20 protein-coding genes are annotated in these 22,305 nt (G+C 72.7%); 11 read left to right on the forward strand and 9 right to left on the reverse strand.

Going from position 1 to position 22,305, the window contains the following annotated elements; all coding sequences use genetic code 11:
* Positions 1-92: 92 nt before the first annotated feature.
* Entirely contained in the window at positions 93-1,121 is a 1,029-nt protein-coding gene (locus tag AB0O11_RS30675; protein ID WP_363393503.1) for an NAD-dependent epimerase/dehydratase family protein, read from the reverse strand.
* 69 nt (positions 1,122-1,190) lie between these two features.
* Here AB0O11_RS30675 and AB0O11_RS30680 point away from each other — a divergent pair, with 69 nt between their 5' ends.
* Together AB0O11_RS30680 and AB0O11_RS30685 are read left to right on the forward strand one after the other, a co-directional pair.
* Positions 1,191-1,358, forward strand: coding sequence for a hypothetical protein (locus tag AB0O11_RS30680; protein WP_363393505.1), 168 nt, complete (start codon positions 1,191-1,193; stop codon positions 1,356-1,358).
* The gene (locus tag AB0O11_RS30685; RefSeq protein ID WP_363393507.1) at positions 1,358-1,834 is read left to right on the forward strand and encodes a Uma2 family endonuclease; all 477 of its coding nucleotides are present in this window, start codon (positions 1,358-1,360) and stop codon (positions 1,832-1,834) included. Before AB0O11_RS30680 ends, AB0O11_RS30685 begins: the two co-directional genes overlap by 1 nt.
* A gap of 63 nt (positions 1,835-1,897) precedes the next feature.
* Here AB0O11_RS30685 and AB0O11_RS30690 read toward each other — a convergent pair whose 3' ends face one another.
* Complete coding sequence (locus AB0O11_RS30690; protein WP_363393509.1) at positions 1,898-3,229, reverse strand: MFS transporter; 1,332 nt, start codon at positions 3,227-3,229, stop codon at positions 1,898-1,900.
* Between the two features lie 361 nt (positions 3,230-3,590).
* Between AB0O11_RS30690 and AB0O11_RS30695 the strand changes: the two genes are divergently transcribed.
* Positions 3,591-5,210: a hypothetical protein gene (locus AB0O11_RS30695; RefSeq protein WP_363393511.1), complete on the forward strand. Its 1,620-nt coding sequence runs from the start codon at positions 3,591-3,593 to the stop codon at positions 5,208-5,210.
* 27 nt (positions 5,211-5,237) lie between these two features.
* On the opposite strand, the gene AB0O11_RS30700 is transcribed toward AB0O11_RS30695, so the two are convergent.
* On the reverse strand, positions 5,238-5,711 hold the full coding sequence (locus AB0O11_RS30700) for a VOC family protein (protein ID WP_363393513.1): 474 nt from the start codon (positions 5,709-5,711) through the stop codon (positions 5,238-5,240).
* Between the two features lie 136 nt (positions 5,712-5,847).
* On the opposite strand from AB0O11_RS30700, the gene AB0O11_RS30705 reads away from it, so the two are divergent.
* Both AB0O11_RS30705 and AB0O11_RS30710 read left to right on the forward strand, forming a co-directional pair.
* A complete protein-coding gene (locus AB0O11_RS30705) occupies positions 5,848-7,155 on the forward strand; it encodes a hypothetical protein (RefSeq protein WP_363393515.1) in 1,308 nt (435 codons plus the stop codon).
* Between the two features lie 265 nt (positions 7,156-7,420).
* Positions 7,421-8,911 carry an alkaline phosphatase PhoX gene (locus tag AB0O11_RS30710; RefSeq protein WP_363393516.1) on the forward strand — a complete coding sequence of 497 codons (1,491 nt, stop codon included), beginning with the start codon at positions 7,421-7,423 and terminating at the stop codon, positions 8,909-8,911.
* A gap of 105 nt (positions 8,912-9,016) precedes the next feature.
* Here AB0O11_RS30710 and AB0O11_RS30715 read toward each other — a convergent pair whose 3' ends face one another.
* Complete coding sequence (locus tag AB0O11_RS30715; RefSeq protein WP_363393518.1) at positions 9,017-10,618, reverse strand: helix-turn-helix domain-containing protein; 1,602 nt, start codon at positions 10,616-10,618, stop codon at positions 9,017-9,019.
* 146 nt (positions 10,619-10,764) lie between these two features.
* On the opposite strand from AB0O11_RS30715, the gene AB0O11_RS30720 reads away from it, so the two are divergent.
* The 4 genes from AB0O11_RS30720 (at position 10,765) to AB0O11_RS30735 (ending at position 15,630) form a co-directional block, all read left to right on the forward strand.
* The gene (locus AB0O11_RS30720; RefSeq protein ID WP_363393520.1) at positions 10,765-11,361 is read left to right on the forward strand and encodes a PadR family transcriptional regulator; all 597 of its coding nucleotides are present in this window, start codon (positions 10,765-10,767) and stop codon (positions 11,359-11,361) included.
* The gene (locus AB0O11_RS30725) at positions 11,358-12,446 is read left to right on the forward strand and encodes an FAD-dependent monooxygenase (RefSeq protein WP_363393522.1); all 1,089 of its coding nucleotides are present in this window, start codon (positions 11,358-11,360) and stop codon (positions 12,444-12,446) included. Before AB0O11_RS30720 ends, AB0O11_RS30725 begins: the two co-directional genes overlap by 4 nt.
* Positions 12,447-12,835: 389 nt before the next feature.
* The gene (pruA, locus tag AB0O11_RS30730; protein ID WP_363393524.1) at positions 12,836-14,464 is read left to right on the forward strand and encodes an L-glutamate gamma-semialdehyde dehydrogenase; all 1,629 of its coding nucleotides are present in this window, start codon (positions 12,836-12,838) and stop codon (positions 14,462-14,464) included.
* 236 nt (positions 14,465-14,700) lie between these two features.
* Complete coding sequence (locus tag AB0O11_RS30735; RefSeq protein ID WP_363393526.1) at positions 14,701-15,630, forward strand: proline dehydrogenase family protein; 930 nt, start codon at positions 14,701-14,703, stop codon at positions 15,628-15,630.
* Positions 15,631-15,687: 57 nt separating this feature from the next.
* On the opposite strand, the gene AB0O11_RS30740 is transcribed toward AB0O11_RS30735, so the two are convergent.
* Positions 15,688-16,281, reverse strand: coding sequence for a Uma2 family endonuclease (locus tag AB0O11_RS30740; RefSeq protein WP_363393528.1), 594 nt, complete (start codon positions 16,279-16,281; stop codon positions 15,688-15,690).
* 145 nt (positions 16,282-16,426) lie between these two features.
* Between AB0O11_RS30740 and AB0O11_RS30745 the strand changes: the two genes are divergently transcribed.
* Positions 16,427-17,119: an RraA family protein gene (locus AB0O11_RS30745; RefSeq protein ID WP_363393530.1), complete on the forward strand. Its 693-nt coding sequence runs from the start codon at positions 16,427-16,429 to the stop codon at positions 17,117-17,119.
* Between the two features lie 5 nt (positions 17,120-17,124).
* Here the strand turns inward: AB0O11_RS30745 and AB0O11_RS30750 are convergent, their stop codons facing one another.
* The 4 genes from AB0O11_RS30750 to AB0O11_RS30765 form a co-directional block, all read right to left on the reverse strand.
* Entirely contained in the window at positions 17,125-17,619 is a 495-nt protein-coding gene (locus AB0O11_RS30750) for a GNAT family N-acetyltransferase (protein WP_363393532.1), read from the reverse strand.
* 83 nt (positions 17,620-17,702) lie between these two features.
* Positions 17,703-18,668 (reverse strand): SGNH/GDSL hydrolase family protein, encoded by a 966-nt coding sequence (locus AB0O11_RS30755; RefSeq protein WP_363393534.1) that lies wholly within the window; start codon positions 18,666-18,668, stop codon positions 17,703-17,705.
* Positions 18,669-18,804: 136 nt separating this feature from the next.
* Positions 18,805-20,097, reverse strand: coding sequence for a TerD family protein (locus AB0O11_RS30760; RefSeq protein ID WP_363393638.1), 1,293 nt, complete (start codon positions 20,095-20,097; stop codon positions 18,805-18,807).
* A 171-nt stretch (positions 20,098-20,268) separates the two neighbouring features.
* On the reverse strand, positions 20,269-21,471 hold the full coding sequence (locus tag AB0O11_RS30765; RefSeq protein WP_363393536.1) for a hypothetical protein: 1,203 nt from the start codon (positions 21,469-21,471) through the stop codon (positions 20,269-20,271).
* Between the two features lie 327 nt (positions 21,472-21,798).
* On the opposite strand from AB0O11_RS30765, the gene AB0O11_RS30770 reads away from it, so the two are divergent.
* Positions 21,799-22,299: an SsgA family sporulation/cell division regulator gene (locus tag AB0O11_RS30770; RefSeq protein WP_363393538.1), complete on the forward strand. Its 501-nt coding sequence runs from the start codon at positions 21,799-21,801 to the stop codon at positions 22,297-22,299.
* The last annotated feature ends 6 nt before the right edge of the window (positions 22,300-22,305 follow it).

Raw genomic sequence — 22,305 nt, forward strand, 5'->3', positions numbered from 1 at the left:
CCAGATATGACAAACGTGTCTATGTCTTCCTCGGCACGGTCACGGTCGCCGCCCTGGCCATCTGGCTCCGCTCATGATCGACCGGACAGAACCTAGTGCACGCTGTCTAGGATGGCCTGCTCCTTGGCCGGGGTGATACCGTGCTTGGCCCGACGCCTGTGCGGAACCGGCGTGTTGCCTTGGCTCAGCCAGTGCCACGTGTCGGTCACGGTCTCTGCGAGCGGCCGGCTGTGGAAGCCGGCCGCGACCGCCGAGGACGAGTCGATCACGGATACGCCAGGGTGGATCCACCACAGCGGAAGCTCGGTCCACTGCCGCAGACCGTGGCGAAGCAAGATCTCGTCCTCCACCCAGAGCAGTTCCCCGGTGCTGCCGGTCACGTCCATGCACGCCTGGAGGAATCCGCCCATCGTCTCCCGGCCGATCGGGGTGCCGAGGTTGTGGACTTGGTGTCCGACGTGCACGACCTGGTCGAGTGCGAAGGTGGCGACGTCCCGAACATCGACCGCTTGGAAGCGTCTCGCGGGGTCCCCAGGCGCGAGAATCAGTCCGCCCCGCTCGGTTCGGTGCAGCCACCACGGCAGTCGGCCGACGTACTCCCCAGGACCGAGGATCACGCCCGGCCTGAGAAGGCTCGTTCGGGCGAGTCCGAACGTCTCGGTCACTGCATGCTCGGTACCGGCCTTCCGCCGCCCGTAGTCGGGGTTGATGCCTGAGGCGCTGTCCGGGGGCTGAGTAGTGTCCGGCCGGGTAGAGGTCAGAGCCGCCCAGACCGGGGAGCAGGTGTTCAGAGGTTCAGTGGGCCAGCCTTCGTACACCGCGACCGTGGACACGTACACGTAGCGGCCGACGACCGGCTCCAGGGTTCGGGTGCCCGACCGGACGACATGCGGCGACAGCTCCGAGGCCGAGGTGTCGATCACGGCGTCCCATGGGCCGTGATCGGCCAGACGCGCCAGGTCTTCGGGGCGTTCCCGGTCGCCGTGCACGGCGACCGCCCCGGGCACCGGGATACCGGACAGCCCCCGCGTGAACGTGGTCACCTCCCAGCCTCGTTCCAGGGCGCCACTCACGACCGCGCGGCCCAGGAACCAGCCGCCACCCAGCACGAGAATCCTCATGCGCTGATCCTGACAGCCGCACACCTGTCGTCAATCTACTGCTGCCCACGGGTGGCGAAGGTGGGGATCATGCCGCCTGTTGTTGCGCCCGGGCAGTGGGTCCTGCCCGAATCGCCGTATGCGCTCTGGGTTCGGGGCGAGCTCGATGAGCAGCTGGGGTTGCCTGAAGTGTTGCGCGTCGAGGTGATCGGTGGGGAGTTCGTCGTGACGTCCTATCCATCGGTGGGCCATGCCTGATGCTCCGGGACATCCATGAGTGGTTTTTCCGCGCCGAACTCAGGGGTGAAGGTTCCCCGTGGCAGGTGGTGCAGCACGTCGGCGTCGATCTTGCGGAGATCGGGGACGGCTACTGCCCCGACCTCATTGTGGTGACCGCTGAGGTGGATTTGTTGGCGAGGGCAGAGGATCGGTACCTCAGGCCGAGCGAGATCGGCTTGGTCGCTGAGGTCACTGCGCATCCCAGCGCACACGATGACCGGCGTCCGGAGTCCGACAAGTTCACCAAGTGGAGCGGGTATGCGTGGACCGGGGTTCCGTACTACCTGTTGGTGGATCGCGACCCGCAGCAGCCTGGGGTGACCCTGTTCGGAGAGCCGAACAGGGCAGAGGGGACGTACGAGGTGCTGGAGGAGTGGAAGTTCGGCGAGACCATCCGGTTGCCGGAGCCCTTCGATGTCGAAGTCGCCACCGATAAATGGAAGTCGTGGGAGTGAACGTGAATCGCCGCTGCCCGGGACTTCTTCGGAAGTCCCGGGCAGCGGCGTTGTCCGTGGGGGTCAGGCCGCCTTGGGCTTGCGGGCGACGGCGACGGCCAGGGCGGTGCAGGCGAGGGCGGCGAGGGCGGTGAAGCCGCTGACGGAGAGGAGGAGGCCGTAGCGCTGGACGAGGGCGCCGAGGGCGATGATGGGGGCGGAGCTGCCGAGGTAGACGATGATCCAGAGGGCGGAGAGTTCGGATCCGCGCCGCTCCGGGTCCATGGCGGCGACGGCGGTGGTGAACAGGGAACGGTAGGCCACGCCCTGGCAGATACCGCCGAGGACGCTGCCGATGAAGAGCAACGCCGGGGTGCCGGTGTACCCGGCGGCGACGACCAGGCCGAGGCCCGTGGCCAGGCCGGTCATGCCGAGGGCGGTCACCACGCGGTCCGAGGTCGGCGGGACGATCAGCTGGGTGGCGGCCGAGGAACCGAGCAGGAGGGCGGCCACGATCGCGCCGACCAGCTTGGAGTCGGTGTGCAGCAGCTTGGCGGCGAAGGCCGGGGCCAGGCTGAGGTAGACGCCGAAGACCGCGTAGGAGATGAACCCGGCCGTGGCGGCGAGCAGGAACTCGCGGCGTCCGGTGCGCGGCAGCCGCAGGCGCTGCGGGCGCAGGTGGGCGGGGGTGGTGATGCGGGGCGGCGACGCCGGTGGGCGGTTGCGGCCGGGCATCCGCGGGTGCACCAGGGCGAGCGGCGCGCAGAGCGCGAGCAGGGCGATGGCGTGCAGCAGGAAGGGCGTCAGCAGCGGGTCGGAGCCACCGGCCAGCAGGGCGCCGACCACCGGGCCGAGCGCGACGCCGCCGGCGGAACAGGCCAGGGTGATCTTGGCGGCCAGGGTCGGGTGGTCGGGCAGCAGGTCGCCGAGGGCGGCGCCGGCGGCGCCGGTGGACAGACCGACGGCGATGCCCTGGACGGCTCGGCCGGCGGCGAGCTGCCAGAAGCTGCCGGAGGTGGCGAACACGACGTCGCCGACGGCCGACAGCGCGACGGCGGGCAGGATCAGGGCACGTCGGCCGAGGTGGTCGGACCAGTGGCCGACCACGGCCAGCACCGGGACCAGCGCGAACACGTAGATCGCGAAGAGGACGGTGGTGTCGAGCGCGGTGAGGTGCAGCCGCTGCTGGAGGAGCGAGTAGATCGGCGTCGCGAGGTTCGCACCGATCAGCATCAGCAGCAGCGCGGCGGCCACCAGGCCGACGCGGACGCCGCGCAGCGCGTTCCAGCGGCTGATCGCGGCGAGCTGGAGCTGGGCGCGGGGCGCGAGCTCCAGGGGAAGCAGGGCCTCCGACAGTCGGCGTCCGTCGAGCTGCGCGGTGCGCAGGCCGGCGCCGGCGGGGGAGAGGTCCGCCATGTGAGGGGTCTCCTGTGGCAGGGCACCACCGGGGTCGGCGGGGTGTGCCGGCGTGCCCGTCCGAAGGCGCTGTGGTGGTGGCCGCGGGTACGGGCTCCCTGGTGGGGCGAGGTGAGCTGAAGAGGGCCCCTCCGGCCCGGGGTCGGGCGGAGGGCGGTGGGCTTCGTTGCCCCGGTGGCACGCGCGGGGTGTGCGCGATACCAGACCGAAGGATAAAGGGTGGGCGCACGCCCACGGCGCGCGCCCCTGGGTGCGCCCCTAGAGGCCGGGCATCGGGGGTGCCCGGCCTATACGCTGAGTAGGTAGATCGAGTACGCGGAGCTGTTCGAGCTGACCGCTGGCTGAGGGAGTGCACACGACGATGGCCGGACGACGTCGGAAGAACGCGGGAGCTTCGGCGGATGAGGGCACGGCCGAGACCGTGCTGCCCGCCGACCTGGAGCTCCAGGACCTCTACGGGGCGTTCGCCGCGCACGGGCTGGATGACGAGGACCTGGACGACGCGGCCGTCCTGGTCCCGCCGGTGAAGCTGCCCGCCGAGCGCGAACTGGCGGAGCAGGCGAAGGCCGTACCGATGTTCGGGTACGCGCTGGCGCTGGCTCGCTGGGCCGCCCCGCACCGGGCAGTGGACGAGTTCGGCGACCTGGTCGAGGAGGACCGGGCCCCCGCGGCCCGGCTGCTGGGCCTGGCCCCGGCCGAGGGCGAGGTGCCCGAGGAAGCCGAGGTCGAGGCGCTGCGGGCCTGGTCGCTGGCCTGTGACCTGGACCTGGTGGAGCTCGGCACGACCGCGGAGGGCGAGCACGTCGCGGTTCCGGGCCCGGACCTGGAGCCCGCCGAGCAGGGCGACCCGGAGACCGTCCTGGAGCTGTGGCTGACCGCCGCCGGGATCGTCCGGGAGCTGGCCGTCGAGGCGGACTCGGTCCCGGAGGAGGCCGAGGCCGAGGGGGAGCCGGCCGGGGAGGGCGAGGAGGACGAGGACGGGCTCTCCGAGGTCGAGGAGGCCCGCGACGAGGCCGCCGAGCTGCTGGACGAGGCCCTGCAGGTGCTCTACGAGACCACCGCCTTCGCCGAGCCGGGCAACGAGACGGTGCCGCTGGGCGTGCTGGCCGCGCTGCTGGTGGTCCCGGAGGGCGAGGAGCCGAGCGAGGAACTGCTCGGCGACATCACGGACGTGATGGTCGCGCTGGACCCGATGCTGGGCGACCTCGCCGAGCTCGGTCTGCTGGACTACCGCCCGATCGACCCCGAGCTGTTCGACGAGGAGGACGGCGAGGAGTCGGCCGTGGTCGGGGAGGAGCCGCTGGACGAGGAGGAGTCGGCCCGCTTCGGGCTGGTCCGGCTCACCCCGCTCGGCCAGTACGGCATCCGGCAGTGGCTGCTGGAGGACGGCTACGACGCGCCGCTGGTCGGCGACCTGGCCAAGGGGGACGCGGCCGAGCTGCTGCGCGGGGTGTGCGAGTCGGCCAACGTGCTGCCGGAGGAGGAGCTGCGGGTGTGGACCGCGGGCCGGGAGCCGCTGGCGGCGGCGCGTGAGCTGCTCGCGGCGGCGCGCGGCACCGACGGCTACGGCCCGCTGCGCCGGATGCTCTGCGTCTCGGCGCTCAACCTGCTCGGGCCGGACGCGGCGCCGGCCGTCCGGGACGTCATGGACGACCCCGAGCTGGGCGGCGCGGCGCGGGCCTGGCTGACCGCGCAGGGGGCGACGGACGTGCCGGTGCCGGACCGGGCGATGGCGCTGTGGACGGTGGTCGACACGTTCGCCGCCCAGCTGCTGGACAGCGGCGGGGACGCCGAGCTGCTGCGCGAGCTGATCACCGACCTGCCGGTGAACGGCGATCCGGCCGGGTGGTTCGGCGAGCTGTGGCGGGTCGACCACCCGTACACGGCGGACGTCCTGGAGGCGATCGGGGAGCTGCACCCGGACCGGGCGCTGGCCAAGGAGGCGCGCAAGGCGGCCTTCAAGGCGCGCTCCCGGAACTGAAGCCGCAGGGCGGGCTCCAAAGCGGTCCTAGGGCAGGTCCAGCGAGCCGTCCTCGGTGAAGGGGAAGAACGGGTTGTGGGCCAGCTCCCAGAGGTGGCCGTCCGGGTCCTCGAAGTAGCCGGAGTAGCCGCCCCAGTCGGTCGGGACCGGAGGCTTGACCACCACGGCGCCGGCCTCGACCGCCGTCCGCAGCGCGGCGTCCACCAGCGCGGGGGACTCCAGGTTCACCGCGAGGGTGACGCCGCGGAAGGCGGGCTCGCCGGTGGCGGGCACGCCCGCGTCGGCGGCCAGCTCCTCGGTGGGGAAGAGGCCGAGCGCCGAGTCGGCGGTACGGAACCAGACGATCTCCGGGCTGGAGGCGGCGGAGCGCTTCCAGCCGAGCGCCTCGTAGAAGCGGGCGCTGCGGTCGAGGTCGGTCACCCCGAGGGTGACGATGCTGATCCGGGCGGGGAAGGTGCCCGGCGCGGTCCGGCCCTGTGCTGTGTCGTTCTGTGCTGTCATGCCGCCAGGTTAGGGAGGGCGGCTGACAACCGGGTGTCCTGACACGACCACCACCCCCGCCCGGAGGCGGAGCTGATGACCCGGCAGCTGCGGGCACGTAAGGTGGCGTCAGCGGTGCGGGTGCGAGGACTCGGGGGTGCGGCACAGGATGATGCGGGAGAGCGGCGGCAGGCACCAGAAGCGGAACACCGGGTCCTCGGGGTCCGCCCCGGCTCCGGACCGGCGGGTCCGGGAGGACCGTTTCGCCGGCCGGACCGCGGATCAGTCGCTGGACCGGGCGGTCGGCCGGCTCGCCGACCAGCTCGCCGACCGGTTCGCCGACCAGGAGGAGTTCTCCCGCCGGACCCTGGCGGCGGCCGACTTCCCGGTGTACGGCGTGGCCGTCGGGCCGGCCACCGAGGGTGGGGCGTCGGCCGGGGAAACACCGGTGGGCGAGGCGCCGGCCGGTGAGGCGCTGGCCGCCTTCGAGACCTCCGGCGGCGAGCTGCGCTGGGTCGAGGTCCAGTGCGGTGACTGGCGTTCGGCGGCCGGCCCGTACGTGACCGTGCGCACCTACCGGCCGGGGGCCGAACGGGGCGAGCAGCTGCCCGAGCTGGAGGACCTGGTCGAGGACGAACGGGACCGGGTCTACGAGCAGTTGGGCGTCGACGAGGGCGACGGGCCGGGCCTGGTGCGGGCGTTGCGCGCGTGGATCACGGTCGACGGCGAGCCCTGCGCGGTGGAGGTGCACGAGGACCGACCGGTGCCGGAGCCCGGCGCCCCGGCGTCGGTCGGGCCGGAGCCGGTGTGGGCCGGGCGGCTGCGGGTCGGCGGGCTGACCGTGACGGTGTGCGGGCGCGGGGTGGCCCCCGGGGTGGTGGAGCTCGGCTCGATCGGCGACTTCGAACGCTGTCTGCGCGGGCGCACCGAACTGCTGCGCGACCTGGCCGCCCGGCGGGCCCGCCACGTGCCGGTCGAGGAGCGCGAACTGCCGCCCGCCGTCGGGATGGAGGCGCACCGGGCGCTGATCGCGCAGACCGTCGCCGAGTCCGCCGCGATCGAGGCGCAGGTGCGGGTCGGGCGCACGCCGAGGCTGCCGCGCGGGCTGCGCGGGGAGGCCGGCGCGGTGCGCTGGGAGGCGGCGGTGCGCCAGCAGATGCGGCTGGCCACCGAAACCCGGGAGGAGGCCGTGGCGGCGGTGACCTCGATGGTGAACCACCTCAACAGGCTTTCCGAGCAGACGCATTGGCTGGTCGGCACGACGGAGGGCGAGGCGGCCGTCGAGGAGGTCGTCCGGTACACGGTGTTCGCGAGCGAGGTGGCGAGCCTGCCGGCGCAGCGGGCCTGGGCGCAGTTGTGGCGGGAGCGGCCGGGCGGTGGCGGGGCGGGGGTCTGGGAGGAGCAGCGGCTGGCCGAGCAGCTGTGGCTGTCGGCCTGGGAGCAGTGGCGGGCGGCGCGGCGCTGACGGGGCACCGGCCGCTGCGCCCGGCCCGCGCGTCCGGTCTGTGCATCCGGCCTGACGAGGTGCCGGACCGGGTGGGCCGGTGGCGTTCCGGCCCCGGTGGCCTGACCGGGACGCGTGCAAAGCGGAGGTCATGTGATGGTCATCGGTCGGCAAATGGCCGCCTGGGTGTGAGGTGGGCGTCATGCCGGGTTCACCCGCCCGGCGGAGCCTGCTGGGCGTCGGCATCCCGCACCGACGCCCCCGCTCATCCTCAGGAGTTGCTGCCATGTCGCTGTCCCGCCGGGACTTCGTCAACCGTTCCACCCTCGTCGGGGCCGGCGTGCTGATCGCCGGCAGCGCCGAGGCGCTGGCCAGCGCCCCGGGCGCGATCGCCGCCCCGGTCGGCGGCGAGGTCCCGGTGGCCGCGGCCACCGGGACCAACTCGGCCGCCGGCACCGCCATCGGCTACGGCCCGCTCGTCCAGGACCCGGCCGGTCTGCTGTCCCTGCCGAAGGGCTTCTCGTACAAGGTCCTCAACCGGGCCGGCGTCACCAAGCTGCGCACCGGCGAGTTCACTCCGAGCAACCACGACGGCACCTCCGCCTTCGAGGACGAGCGCGGCGGCAACCTGATGGTCGTCAACCACGAGCTGGCCGGCGCCCGCGCCAACTGGCCGCATCCGGTGCCGCTGACCGAGGGCCACGTCTACGACCCGGGCGCGGCCGGCGGCTGCACCATCGTGCACGCCAAGCGGGACGGCTCGGTCGAGCAGTGGGTCGGCATCGCCGGCACCGCCACCAACTGCGCCGGTGGCGTGACTCCGTGGGGCACCTGGCTGTCCGGTGAGGAGACCGAGGACAAGGCCGGCAAGAACGGCTTCACCAAGGACCACGGCTACATCTTCGAGGTCGACCCGTTCGACGACGACTACAACCGCGACCCGCAGCCGATCAAGGCCTTCGGCCGCTACGCGCACGAGGCCGTCGTGGTGGACCCGAAGCGCAGCCACGTCTACCTGACCGAGGACGCCTCGAACCCGAACGGCCTGCTGTTCCGCTGGACCCCGCCGGCCGGCTTCAAGCACGGCCGCTACAAGCTGCGCGAGCTCGCCGCGGACGCCGGTGTGCTGGAGGCCTTCAAGGTCTTCGACGCGCAGGGCAAGTTCATCGACGACCTGTCCCGCGCCACCAAGGTCGGCACCACCTACGGCGTGGACTGGGTCAAGGTCCAGGACCGCGACGCCAAGACCGTCTCGGTGCGCAAGCAGTTCAAGGACGGCGAGGTCACCCGCGCCCGCAAGCTGGAGGGCATGTGGTGGGGTGACGGCGGCTTCTACTTCGTCTCCAGCTACGCCCGTTCGGAGAGCCCGCTCCAGCACGACGGCCAGGTCTGGTTCTACAACCCGAACCGCCGCACCATCACCCTGAAGGTGCTGCTGGGCGTCAACAACGACGTCTGGGGCGACCACGACAACTTCGACGGCCCGGACAACATCACCGTCTCGCCGTACGGCGGCATCGTGATCGCCGAGGACGGCGAGGGCATCTCGCACCTGTTCGGCGCCACCGAGGACGGCCTGGTCTTCCCGATCGCCCGCAACGAGCTGAACATCGGCACCGCCGAGAAGCCCGAGTTCAGCGAGTTCACCGGGGTGACCTTCTCGGACGACGGCAAGACCCTGTTCGCCAACATCCAGACCCCGGGCATCCAGCTGGCCATCAGCGGCCCGTGGCGCCGGCTGAACGAGCACAAGCGCGGCCAGGGCTACGGCGCGTGATGACCGTTCAGGCCTGAACGGCCGGATGCGAATGGTCGGGTTCGAATGTTCAGGCATGACTGATCAGGCGTGACCGATCAGGCGTGACCAGTGACTGCCCGCGGACTACTCGTCCGCGGGCAGTCGCAGTTGCAGCATCGCCAGCAGACGCTGCTGCGGCTGGGCGAGGTCGATGCCGGTCAACTGCTCGGCGCGGCGCACCCGGTAGCGCAGGGTGTTGGGGTGGATGTGCAGGGCGTCCGCGGCCACCCGGACCTCGCCGAGCGCGTCCAGCCAGGCCAGCACGGACTCGGCGAGCCGGGTGCCGTGCCGGCAGTCGTACTCGGTGAGCGCGGTCAGCCGCGGGTCGCGCAGGCCGGTGCGCTCCTGGAGCAGCGCGAGCATCTCGCTGACCAGTACCTCCGCCTGGACGTCGATCAGCGCGGCGACGTCGAGGTCCACCCCGCCGCGGCCCATCGCGTCCAGGATGCGGTCCGCCTGTGCGCGGGAGTCGGGGACCTGGGCCAGACCGTCGACGGTCGAGCCGATCGCGGCGCGCAGCGGGACGCCCAGGTGCTCGCGGGCGGCCGTCACCACCTCGGAGGCCCAGTCGCGCACGGTGGTCATCGGCAGGCCGGGCGGCAGCTCGGGCAGCAGTACGTACACCCGGGACTCGATCGGGGCGAGCAACGCGGTGCGGTGCCGGGCGGCGGTGTGCACCGAGATCAGGCCGGTGACGTCGGAGCGGTGCAGCGCCTCGGTGGTGTGCGCGCTGTAGGCGAGCACGGTGGCCGGGCGGCGCAGGTCCAGGCCGAGGTGGGTGGCGAGCGACTGGGGGCCGGTGGAGCCCTCCAGCAGGCCGGTGAGCAGGGTCTGGGTGAGCCGGACATCGGCGGACAGCTCCCGGCGGCGGCGCACCAGCTGGGCGGCCGCGACCCGGGCGGCGCCGACCAGGGCCTGCTCGGCCAGCGGGGCCAGCGGCTGGGCGCCCTCCTGCACCCAGATGGTGCCCAGCGGCTGCGCCCCGGCCCGGATGCCGACCGCCAGGCGGCGGCGCAGGCCCAGTTCGGGGTGCGGTTCGACCGCGATCGGGGTGTCCGAGCTGCGCAGGTGCTGGAAGATGCCCCACTCGCGGAGCTTGGACAGGTACGGCTCCGGGCCCTGCCAGCCGAGGATGGAGAGCCGGCGCAGGTCGTCGACCTCGTCGGAGTCGGAGGACCGGGAGTAGGCCAGCACCCGGCTGGAGGTGTCCTCGATCGAGACGATGCCGTTGGTCAGCACGGCGACGGTCTGGGCGAGGGAGAAGAGGTCGCCCGCGTTGGGCTCGGGGGAGCCGGGGGCGTCCGGGGCGTCCGGTCCGGCGATGATCGCGCGGGCCAGCGAGTCGAGGTGCTCCCAGCGGGTCTCGCGGCGCACCGAGAGCAGGGCGACGCCCGCGTCGGTGGCGGCCTCGCGCAGCGCGTCGGCCTGGCCGGGGCCGTCCAGCTTGACCGCGACGGCGGCGGCCCCGGCCCGGCCGGCCGCGCGCAGGGCGGGCAGGGCGGCGCGGCCGCGGGCGCCGATCGCGAGCACGAGTTCGCCGGGGGCGGCGGTCGGCGGGTCCTCCGGGTCGAGGATGGCGACGTCGCGCACCGGGACGTCCAGGCCCTGCGGGGCGGCCTGGAGTTCGACCAGCGGTTCGCCGAGGGACATCAGGAGTTGACGGAGCGGCAGGCCGGGGGTGGTCACGCCGGTCCTCCTTCATCCGCTCGGACAACGTTTTGTGGTTGATTTTAGCCGGGCGGACAGAGTTCAGGTCCGTCGATCCTGAATAGTTGACTCTGACTATCCAGGAATGGATAGTCAGTACTGACCAATTGATGAGGAACGCTCTCATGGCGAAGCGACGCAAGGTGTCGAACCCGCTGGCCCTCGCGGTCCTGGCCGAGCTCACGATCGAGCCGATGCATCCGTACGAGATGGGGCGTCGGCTCAAGGAGCAGGGCAAGGACCGCAACATCAAGTACAACCGCAGTTCGCTCTACATGGTCGTCGAGCAGCTGCGGAAGGCCGGGTTCGTCGCCGAGCAGGAGACCGTCCGCGACACCCAGCGCCCGGAGCGCACCGTCTACGCCCTCACCGACGAGGGCAGGGCGGAGCTCGACGACTGGATGTGTGAACTGGTCGCCGAACCGCAGCACGAGTACCCGGCGTTCGGGGTCGCCCTGTGCCTGCTGGCGGCCCTGCCGGTCGAGGAGTCGGCGGACCTGCTCGGGCGGCGGCTGGTGGCCCTGGACGAGCGGATCGACGCCACCCGCGCGCAGTTGCACAAGGTGGCCGGGATGGACGTCCACCCGATGTTCGTCATCGAGGAGGACTACGCCCTCGCGCTGCTGGAGGCCGAGCGACGCTACACCGAGAACCTCATCGGACAGCTCAGGGATCCGGAATTCGGCCGGACCCTGGAGGAATACCTGGGGAGGATGGAATGAGCGAGACCCGCACCGCGAACAAGGCCCTGGTCATCGGCGGCGGCATCGCCGGACCGGTGACCGCGCTGGCGCTGCACGAGGCCGGCATCGAGGCGGTCGTGTACGAGGCCTACGGGAGCTCCGCCGAGGGCGTGGGCGGAACTTTTATGACTGCGTCCAACGGGTTGGCGGCGCTCGCGGCCGTCGGCCTGGAGGCGGAGGTCGCCGCGATCGGCCAGCCCGTCGGCCGGATGGTCATCGAGGACGCCAGGGGCGGCGTCCTCGCCGAGTTCCCCGAGGTGTCCGGCCGGGTGATGCGGCGTGCCGAGCTGTACGCCGTGCTCCAGCGGCGGCTGCGACAGGTGGGCGTCCCGGTCCGGTACGCCAAGCGGCTGGTCGGCGTCGAGGAGCGCACGACCGGTATCACCGCCCGGTTCGCCGACGGCACCACCGCGGACGGGGACCTGCTGATCGGCGCCGACGGAACCCGCTCCGCCGTCCGCGGGCTGATCGATGCGGACGCACCCGGCCCGCAGTACACCGGCCTGATCGGGGTCGGCGGGTACAGCACGCACCGGCTGGACGGCCCGCGCGCGGCCGGGGAGTCCATCCACTTCGCCCAGGGGGCCTGGGCGTTCTTCGGGTACTGGGCGCTGCGGGACGGGGCCGGGACCGCCTGGTTCAGCAACATCCCGCGCCCCGAGCAGCTGACCCCGGAACAGGCCCGGGCGGTGTCGCGGGAGGACTGGCTGGCGCTCGCCCGCGAGCGGCACGCCGAGGACCTGCCCGCCCGGGAGGTCCTGGCCGCGGCGGACGAGGCGAGTGTCGAGGTCTTCCCCCGGCTGGAGATCATGCCGTCCGTGCCGCACTGGTACCGCGACCGGATGGTGCTGGTCGGCGACTCGGTGCACGCCCCGTCCAACAGCTCCGGCCAGGGGGTCTCACTGGCCGTCGAGAGCGCCGTCGAACTGGCCCGCTGCCTGGCCGGGCAGCCCGACCTGGCGCGCGCCCTGGCGGCGTACGAGGCAGCCCGGCGGCCGGTGGTGGAAGCGGTCGCGGCCAAGGCGGCGGTGGTGAACGGTCAGAAAGCGGGCGCCGGAGCGTGAGCCGGTGCCCCGGGCCGGGGACGTGAGCCGGTGGTGCGGGGTGGTGTGAACGGTGTGGCGGTCGGGGGCGGTTCGTGACCGCGGCGTGACCCGATTCGTCGGCCCGGACAACGCCGTACGGGGGAATTTAGCCGCCCGGCCAATCATGCGGGCCGGGCGGCTGGAATAGCGTTACTTCTGGTCGGCGTGCGATCACGCCGGAGCTCACTGCAACCTCTCACAAGGAGAGCGTGCGCCCTGTGACTCCTCCCCTGGCGCGCCAGGGGCTTCTCACTCGGCCGAGCCGGCCTCATGACGGACAAGCCCTGCCCGATGCCTCAGGCATGTCGCAGAGCGCAGCAGTGTGGAAACCCTCCGCGCTGATGAATCTAGGAATCGCAGGAGCATCGATGGACGCTGTGACCCAGGTCCCCGCGCCGGTGAACGAGCCGGTCCACAGCTACGCCCCCGGGAGCCCGGAACGGGCTCGTCTGGAGGCCAAGCTGAAGGAGCTGGGCGGCCAGGAGCCGGTCCAGCTGACCATGACGATCAACGGTGAGCGCCGGATGGGCGGCGGCACCGAGATCCACGTCGTCCAGCCGCACAACCACGCGGCTCGGCTCGGCACCCTGCGCAACGCCACCCAGGCCGACGCGCAGGACGCCATCGACGCTGCCCTGGCCGCTGCCCCGGCCTGGCAGGCGCTCTCCTTCGACTCCCGCGCCGCGATCTTCCTCAAGGCCGCCGACCTGCTGGCCGGTCCCTGGCGCGAGACCCTGGCCGCCGCCACCATGCTCGGCCAGTCCAAGACCGCCCAGCAGGCCGAGATCGACACCCCCTGCGAGCTGGTCGACTTCCTGCGCTTCAATGTGCACTTCGCCCGCCAGATCATGGCCGAGCAGCCGATCTCCTCGGACGGCGTGTGGAACCGCAGCGACCACCGCCCGCTGGAGGGCTTCGTCTACGCGATCACCCCGTTCAACTTCACCGCGATCGCCGGCAACCTGCCGACCGCGCCCGCGCTGATGGGCAACGTGGTGCTGTGGAAGCCGTCCCCGACCCAGCAGTTCTCCGCGCACCTGCTGATGCAGCTGCTGGAGGAGGCCGGCCTGCCCAAGGGCGTCATCAACATGGTGACCGGCGACGGCCTGGCCGTCTCCGAGGTCGCGCTCAAGCACCCGGCGCTGGCCGGCATCCACTTCACCGGCTCCACCGCCACCTTCCAGCACCTGTGGCGCGAGGTCGGCAACAACATCGCCGGCTACCGCACCTACCCGCGGATCGTCGGCGAGACCGGCGGCAAGGACTTCCTGGTCGCCCACCCGTCCGCCGACCCGAAGGTCCTGAAGACCGCCATGACCCGCGGCGCCTTCGAGTTCCAGGGCCAGAAGTGCTCGGCGCTGTCGCGGGCCTACGTCCCGGCGTCGATCTGGGCCGGCCTCAAGGACGAGTTCGCCGCCGAGGTCGAGGGCCTCACCATGGGCGACGTCACCGACCTGTCCAACTTCATGTCGGCCGTCATCGACGAGCGCTCCTTCGCCAAGAACAAGGCCGCCATCGACCGCGCCCAGGCAGACCCGGCCGTGGAGGTCCTCGCCGGCGGCACGTACGACGACTCGGTGGGCTACTTCGTCCGCCCGACCGTCCTGGTCTGCCAGGACCCGGCGAGCGAGTACTTCAAGGACGAGTACTTCGGCCCGATCCTGGCCGTGCACGTCTACGAGGACGAGAAGTACGAGGAGATGCTGGCCCAGATGGAGTCGGTGTCCGCGTACGGCCTGACCGGCTCGATCATCTCCCAGGACCGCGCCGCGGCCCAGGACGCGATGCACAAGCTGCGCTTCGCCGCCGGCAACTTCTACATCAACGACAAGCCGACCGGCGCCGTCGTCGGCCAGCAGCCCTTCGGCGGCGGCCGGGCCTCGGGCACCAACGACAAGGCGGGCGCCAAGCAGAACCTGGCGCGCTGGACCTCGACCCGTTCGGTCAAGGAGACCTTCGTCCCGCCGACGGACTACCGCTACCCGCACATGGGCTGACCAGCCCTGTCATTCTGATCGCGGCTCGTCCAACAGCCACCGGTCACCCGCGACGCCCGGTCCCGCAGCCGGGCGTCGCCCGCCGGGGCGGCGGGGCCTTCCCGCCCGTCGCCCGCCGCCACCCCTCCCGGGACGCTCCCTCAGCCTTCGGCCGGGGGACCCCCGTCGCGCGGCACCCTGATTCCGTCGCCCCGGCCCTTCTGCCACCCTTGGAAACACCAGCTCCAGGAGTCACGATGCTCCGTTCCGCCCTTCTCGCGGCCTCCCGGTCCCCGCAGGTCCGCACCGTGGTCGAGAAGTTCCCCCCGACCCACGCGATAGTCGAGCGCTTCGTCGCCGGCGACGCCCTCGACGCGGCCATCACCGCCACCGACGACCTGATCGCCACCGGCCGCAAGGTCACCCTGGACCACCTCGGCGAGGACACCCAGGACGCCGCCCAGGCCGCCGCCACCGCCGAGGCCTACGAGCACCTGCTCAAGGCCCTCAAGGAGACCGGCCTCGCGGCCGGCGCCGAGGTGTCGGTCAAGCTGTCGGCCGTCGGCCAGTTCCTCCCGGTGGACGGCGAGAAGATCGCGCTGGAGAACGCCCGCCGCATCTGCGAGGCCGCTGCCGACGCTGGCACCACGGTGACCCTCGACATGGAGGACCACACCACCACCGACTCCACCCTCGGCATCGCGCGTGAGCTGCGGGCGGACTTCCCCTGGCTGGGCGTCGTGCTCCAGGCCTACCTGCGCCGCACCGAGGCCGACTGCCGCGACTTCGCCGGCGCCGGCTCGCGCGTGCGCCTGTGCAAGGGCGCCTACAAGGAGCCCGAGTCGGTCGCCTTCCAGGGCAAGCACGAGGTCGACCTCGCGTACGTCCGCGCCCTGAAGGTCCTGATGGCGGGCGAGGGCTACCCGATGATCGCCTCGCACGACCCCAACATGATCAAGATCGCCGGCCAGCTGGCCCAGTGGAACGGCCGCAAGCGGGACTCCTTCGAGTACCAGATGCTGTTCGGCATCCGCCCCGAGGAGCAGCTGCGCCTCGCCGGCGAGGGCAACACCATGCGCGTCTACCTCCCGTACGGGCAGGAGTGGTACGGCTACTTCATGCGCCGCCTCGCCGAGCGCCCGGCCAACCTGACCTTCTTCCTGCGCGCCATGGCCACCCGCGGCTGACCCGGGCGCCCACGGACCACGGCCCGCACCCCTGACGGGGGGTGCGGGCCGTCCGCGTCAGAGGAACGGCTTGGTGTCGAGGTCGAAGTCGAACGGCGCGGGGATGGCGAGCGGTTCGCCGAACGCGGCCAGGTGGACCTCTGTGTACTCCTCGCGATGCGGCTTGCCGAAGAGACTGACCCGGGACGTCTCGCGGTCGATGAGGAGGTAGAGCGGGATCCCGGCCCGGGCGTAGCAGTGCCGCTTGGTGATCCGGTCCTGATCGGGCTTGGCGGACGTCACCTCCGCGACCATGGCGACGCCGTCCGGTTCCATCCAGGACGGTGCGCCGCGGAAGAGACGGAGTTCCTCGGCGGCGAACGTGGCGTCGGGGATGACATGGTTCTTCGGGCAGAGCCCGCCGCTCACGAGACGCAGGCCCTTGCCACCGGAAACGCTCATGTCGGTCTTGGATCGGCGGATCACCTGCTTGAGCAGGTGGTTGATGTGGTCCTCGTGATCGCCGTCCGGCGGTGGTGCCACGATGATCTCTCCCTCGATGAGCTCGGCTCGGAAGCCTTCGGGGGAGTGCAGGCTCAGAAAGCTCTCCAGCAGGATGTCGGCCTGTGATGGGGAGCCCGTGATCGGTTGCTCATGCGCCACAGCACTCATGATGCCCCTCCTTCAGAGAGCCGTCACGCTATTCGCCGCTCCGCCGGGCTGTGCCGTATACGGCGGACTTTCACTCGATGGTGTGAGTTTGAGGCGAATAGGATCCGGGGCTGGTGAACTGAGCCGTTGGTGAGAGGAGTTGGGGATGCTGAAGGCCTTCGAGGGGTTGTCGACACCGTTGGTGGCGGATGCCTGTGTGCGGCTCGGGGTGGGGCTGCGGGTGGCGCCGGTGGGGGTGGCGGCGGTGGTGGCCGGGGCCCGGGTGGCGGGGCGGGCGCTGCCGGTACGGCACTACGGGAGCGTGGACGTGTTCCTGGAGGCGTACGGGGCGGCCCGGGACGGGGACGTGCTGGTGATCGACAACGGCGGGCGGACCGACGAGGCCTGCATCGGGGACCTCGCGGTGCTGGAGGCACGGGCCGCCGGGGTGGCCGGGATCGTGGTGTGGGGACTGCACCGGGACACCCCCGAGCTGCTGGAGATCGGACTGCCGGTGTTCAGCTACGGGGCGCTGCCGCTCGGCCCGGTGCGGCTGGACGACCGGGAGCCGGAGGCGCTGCTGACGGCGGAGTTCGGGCCGCACCCGGTGAGCGCCGAGGACGTGGTGTTCGCCGACCCGGACGGGGTGCTGTTCGTGCCCGCCGACCGGGTCGCGGAGGTGCTGGAGACGGCCGGCGCGATCGCCCGGACCGAGCGCGCGCAGGCCGGGCGGATCGCCTCCGGGGACACGCTGCGCCGGCAGACCGCCTTCGACGCGTACCTGGAGCGGCGCGCCGCCGACCCGGCGTACAGCTTCCGGCAGCACCTGCGGCGGGTCGGCGGGGCGATCGAGGAGTAGGCCGGTTACAGCGGCCGGTACATGACGTGCAGGCCGACGTAGCCGTCCACCGGATGGAGGAAGGCCCCGGGGACGGTGCCGACGATCTCGAAGCCGAGCGACTCGTAGAGCTTCACGGCGTGGTGGTTGTTGGCGACCACGGCGTTGTACTGCATGGCGCGGAAGCCGGACCGGCGGGCCCAGTCGAGGGTGTACTCGACCAGGGCCCGCCCGATCCCCTTGCCGTGGTGGGCCGGGTCGACCAGGTAGCTCGCGCTGGCCACGTGCGAGCCGTTGCCGGGGCGGTTGCGGTTCATGCTGGCGGTGCCGAGGATCCGTCCGTCCTCGTCCACGGCGACCACCGTGCGGTTCGGGGCGGCGAGCATCCACCACTGCCGGCCCAGCTCGGAGGACATGTCCAGGGGGTAGGGGAAGGTCTCGCCGGCGGCGACGACGGTGTGGAAGAACGGCCAGATGGCGGGCCAGTCGTCGGGGGCGGCCTCGCGGATGTCGAAGGGCATCGGACCAGAATGGCCCCCGACGGGTGGGCGGGCCACCGGTTTTGCGCGGTTCCGTCGGCCGGGGCCGGTCGACGGGGAGCGGGTCAGCCGCCGAGGACGGCGTCCTCGACCAGGGCGGCGGTGTGGGCCTGGCCGGTGGCGTTGGGGTGCACCACGGCGTACTCGAGGGGGAGGACGCTGGTCAGCACGCCGTCCAGCCAGTGGTCGGCGTCGCAGACGCTGTGGCCGGTGCCGGCGCGGTAGAGGTCCACGAAGGTGTCGCCGTGGGCGGTGCTGTCCTGGGCGATGAGTGCGTTGAGCGGTTCCAGGAGCGCGGTGCGGGCCCAGGCGAGGTCGCCGGTGGTGAAGGTGCCGAACTGCAAGGGGTTGCCGTACTGGCAGAGGGTGGCGTCCTCGGGGACGAGGCGCGGGTAGCCGATGGTGAGGACCCTGGCGGACGGGGCCTTGGCGTGCAGTGCGGTCAGCATCCGGTCGTAGTCGTTGCGCAGCCGGTCGAGGCGGTCGGGCAGGCTCGCGCCGAACTTGTCCTTGCAGGACGTGCCCTGGCCGAGCTGGAAGGCGCCGAGTTCGATGCAGCCCTTGAGGATCTCGGCGAAGCCGAGGTCGTTGCCGCCGATCCCGACGGTGACCAGGTCGGTGGCCGGGTCGACGGCGTCGATCTGCGGCGGGACGGGCGGGTAGGGGGCGTTCGGGTCGGTGCCGAGCGGCGGGAGCGGGCGGCCGAGCGGGGACTGCGCGTGCGCGTCGACGGCGTCGGTGGTGGCGCCGCTGCAGCTGACGTTGCGCAGTGCGACCAGGGAGCCGAGGTCGCGGCGGATGATCTCGGGGTAGGACTCGACGGTGCGGGCGCAGCCGTCGCGCGGCTCGGTCTCGTCGCCGGTGGCCTCGATGACCCCGGCGGTGTAGGAGTCGCCGAGGGCCGTCCACCGCAGTGCGCCGGCGCGGTCGCCCGGCCGGGCGACCGCCTGGGCAGTGGTCGGGGTGATCAGCCCGGCGGCGAGCGCGGTGGCAGTACCGGCGACGGCGAGGCGGGACAGGAAGCGTGGCACGGCTCTCCTCCTCGGGGTGCGGGGGAGAGCGCGATTCACCCCCCTTGAGAGTCAATCGAGTCGCCGCGTGGGTGACTTGATGCCTCAGGGGGGTGAATTCGCGGGCGCGGCCGTGACGCCGCGGGGCAGGGCGTTCCTAGAGTGCCGAGGCGGCGGGCTCGATCATCGCCCGGGCGGTCTTGCCGTCGACGTACTCGCCGAGTGCCGTCATCTCCCACTCGCCGCCCGGACGGCGGACCAGCTTGCACATCATCACACCCGTGTGCGGCTCGGAGTTGGTGAGGTCGAAGCGGACCAGCTCCTCCTCCGTCCGGGCGTCGAGCAGGCGGCAGTAGGCGTCGCGCACGTCGGTGAACTTCTGGCCGGAGAAGGAGTTCACGACGAAGACCAGCCCGTGGACCTCGGCCGGCAGGCCCTCCAGGTGGACGGTGATCACCTCGTCGTCGCCGCCCTCGCCGCCGACCAGGTTGTCGCCGGAGTGGGAGATCGCGCCGTTGAAGATGTTCAGCTTCATGAACCAGGCCGTCTCCAGCCGCTTGTGCCGGGCGTCGAAGGCGAGGCAGGAGGCGTCCAGGTCGATGTCGCGGCCGCGGGCGGTGGACTTCCAGCCGAGGGCCATCCGGACGGAGGAGAGGAAGGGGCGGCCGTTCTTGACCAGGGAGACCGAGCTGCCCTTGACCAGGCTGATCCGGCCCTTGTCCAGGGTGATCTTCCCGGGGGCGGCCGGGGCCGGGGGAGCCGGGGGCGGGGCCGGGACGGTGGTCTGGCCGGTGGCGAGGGCGATCCGCGGGTCCACCGGGACGGAGGCCGGTGCGGGCGGCACGGGCGGTGCGGGCGGGACGGGGAGCTGGACGGTCCGGTCCACCGGGGCGGGCGGCGCCACCGGGGCCTCGGGGGCCGGCGGCGCGACCGGTGCGGCGGCGGCCGGGGCCGGGGAGTCCTCGACGGTGACGCCGAAGTCGGTGGCGATGCCCGCGAGGCCGTCGGCGTAGCCCTGGCCGACCGCGCGCACCTTCCAGGCGCCGCCCCGCAGGTAGACCTCGACCACGATGAGCGCGGTCTCCAGACCCAGCCGGGGAGGGGTGAAGGTGACCAGCACCTCGCCGGTGTCGGCATCGCGGACGGTGGCGGTGGGCTCCATCCCGGCGAAGGTGGAGACCTGGTCGGCGGGGCTCGCGGTGACCACGATCTTGCTGATGCCGGCCGGGACGGCCCGGGTGTCGACGGTGATCGCGTCCGGAGCGCCGGCGGTGGCCGGGCGGTGGCGGACGCCCGGGCCGTTCGGGGCGTTGAAGAAGACGAAGTCGTCGTCCGAGCGCACCTTTCCGGCATCGGTCAGCAGCAGGCCGGAGACGTCCAGCGCCTTGGGCGCGGTGACCTCGACGGTCACTCGCGCGGCGGTCAGCGGTGCGTTGCCGCCTTGGGTCAGGACGGTGGACACGGACTCCTCCTCGGGTGCGGAACGGCGGCCCTGCCGGGGCCGTCGGGGGCGCCGGGCCGGGTGCTGCCCACAGTAACGAACGAGGGTACGGGGATGCGCCCCTGCGGCGAGGCCGACTGTCGGACCGTCGGACGACCGCCGCGCCCGGCCGTCGGCAGGTCAGCGCGCCGCGGCGGGGACCGACGAGGCGGGGACCGGCGGGGCGACCGGGACACCGGGCGTCTGCGGCTCGGCGGGCAGTGGCGGCACCGGGCCGAAGCCGCCGAGCGCGGCGACCGCGCGGGGGCGGTCGAGGGCGAAGGCGGACACGCTCCAGCTCTCCGTCGGGGCCGGCTTGCGCGCCACCGCGGACGGGTCGGCGGCCGGACGGGCGCCGCGGACGCCGAAGGTGTAGTGGCCGGGGCGGACGTCGATGCCGGGCGGGGTGGTGAACCGGTAGACGAGGGTGCCGCGCTCCTGCTGGGCGGTCACCACGGCGCCCGGCAGATCGGTCCAGGCGGAGCCGGTGCCGGGGGCCGACTCGCCCGGGGCGAGCCGGAATTCGGCCTGGAACGCGGTGACCGGCTCGGCGACCGTGAGGGTGAGCTGGTGCCGCAGGCCGTCGCGGCCGAGCGGGGAGACCAGGGCGGCGCCGGACAGTGCGTGGTCGGCGTCCGGGTCAGTGCCCTTGGCGGGGGCGGCCGGTGTGTCGGTCTCCGGGACGTTCGCGGCGGGCGGCGGCGCCGGGCGGGCGGGCACGTCCGGCCGCAGCCCGGGGTCGTTCGGCGTCTGGCCGGAGGCGGGTGGGACGTAGCCGGGCTGCCCGGTGCCCGGGGCCGGGACGGAAGGGGAAGGTGAGGGGCCGGCTGGGGCCGGGGCACCGGCCTCGGTGCCTGCGAGCTGGGTGCCGGGGGTCGGCGCGTCCTGCCCGGCCGAGGTCTGGCCGCCGGTCCGGGGTGCGTCCGGGCCCGCCGTGCGGGGTGCGGGCGGGGTGGCGGCGACCGCCGCGGCCCCCGAGGGATGCGCCGAGACGTGCGAGGAGGGCCGGCCCGCGGTGGGACGGCCGGAGGAGGCGCCGGACGACGGGCCGTCGGTCGGAGTCTGCGCCGAGACCGCTTCGGCCTGGTCGGTGGTGCCCGGCGTGGGCGGCGGGGTGGTGCCGACCCGGGCGACGCCGGCCCGCCGACCGATCCCCTGCTGCTCGTTGAGCAGCAGGGTGGTGGCGATGCTGATGCCGACCACGGTGGACATCGCCATCGCGGCGCCGGAGAAGCGCAGGGTGGGCAGCCGGAACAGGCCGCCGAAGGGGCGCGGCCGACCGTGCCGGCCCTGCCGTGCGGGCTCGTGCTGCACGTCCCGCGCGGTGTCCTCGCGCACAGCCACCGGACCCCTCCCTCCCCGAAGCCGCCGTCGCGTCGCCGTATTCTCCCACGCGTCACCGCCGGGCCCGGCTCCGGCCGGCGAGGGCCGGCTCCGCGCGGGCCCGCGCGGGGAGGGGGAGAGCGTACCAGCGGGCGACCGCATCGTGATCCTTCGTCATCCGTTTCGTGGACAACCGTTTGGCATACGGAAGTTGACGTTCAGTCCGACAAGCGCAGTAAGGGGTGGTCGGTCCGGACGGGGGTTATTGCAACCCCCTTGCAACCCTTGCCCGCCGCGTCGGGCGTGACGCAGGCTGAGGGCATCCCACGCCGTCCCGGAGAGACCGTCATGCCGCTCGACCCGCTGTCCGCAGCCTCCAGTGCACCCCTCGCCGCCACCCCCACGGGCGGCGATGGGGACGGCTCCACCGCCGCTCCGGCGGCGGTGGAGGAGGTGCTGAGCCTTCGGATCTCGCTGGGCGAGGACGTGGTCGGCGAGGTGCGCACCAGGTTCCGGTTCGACGCCGCGCGCCCGTACGAGGTGCTGCTGACCTTCCATCTGGGGCGGCCGGACGAGGCCGACTGGGTGTTCTCGCGCGAACTGCTGCGCGACGGCCTGCGCATGCTGAGCGGCCAGGGTGACGTCAAGCTGTGGCCGGCGTACTGCCCGTGCCACGGTGCGACGGTGCACCTGGCGCTCGAATCCCCGCACGGCAGCGCACTGCTGGAAGCCCCCAGGCCTCGGGTGCAGGCCTGGCTGGACCGCACCTACGCACTGGTCTCCGAGCACCAGGAGCGCCGCTGCGGCCCCACCGACGCCGAGCTGGCCGCACTGCTCGCGGACGGCTGAGGACGG

This window comes from Kitasatospora sp. NPDC093102, from assembly GCF_040683915.1.
Lineage (GTDB): Bacteria > Actinomycetota > Actinomycetes > Streptomycetales > Streptomycetaceae > Kitasatospora.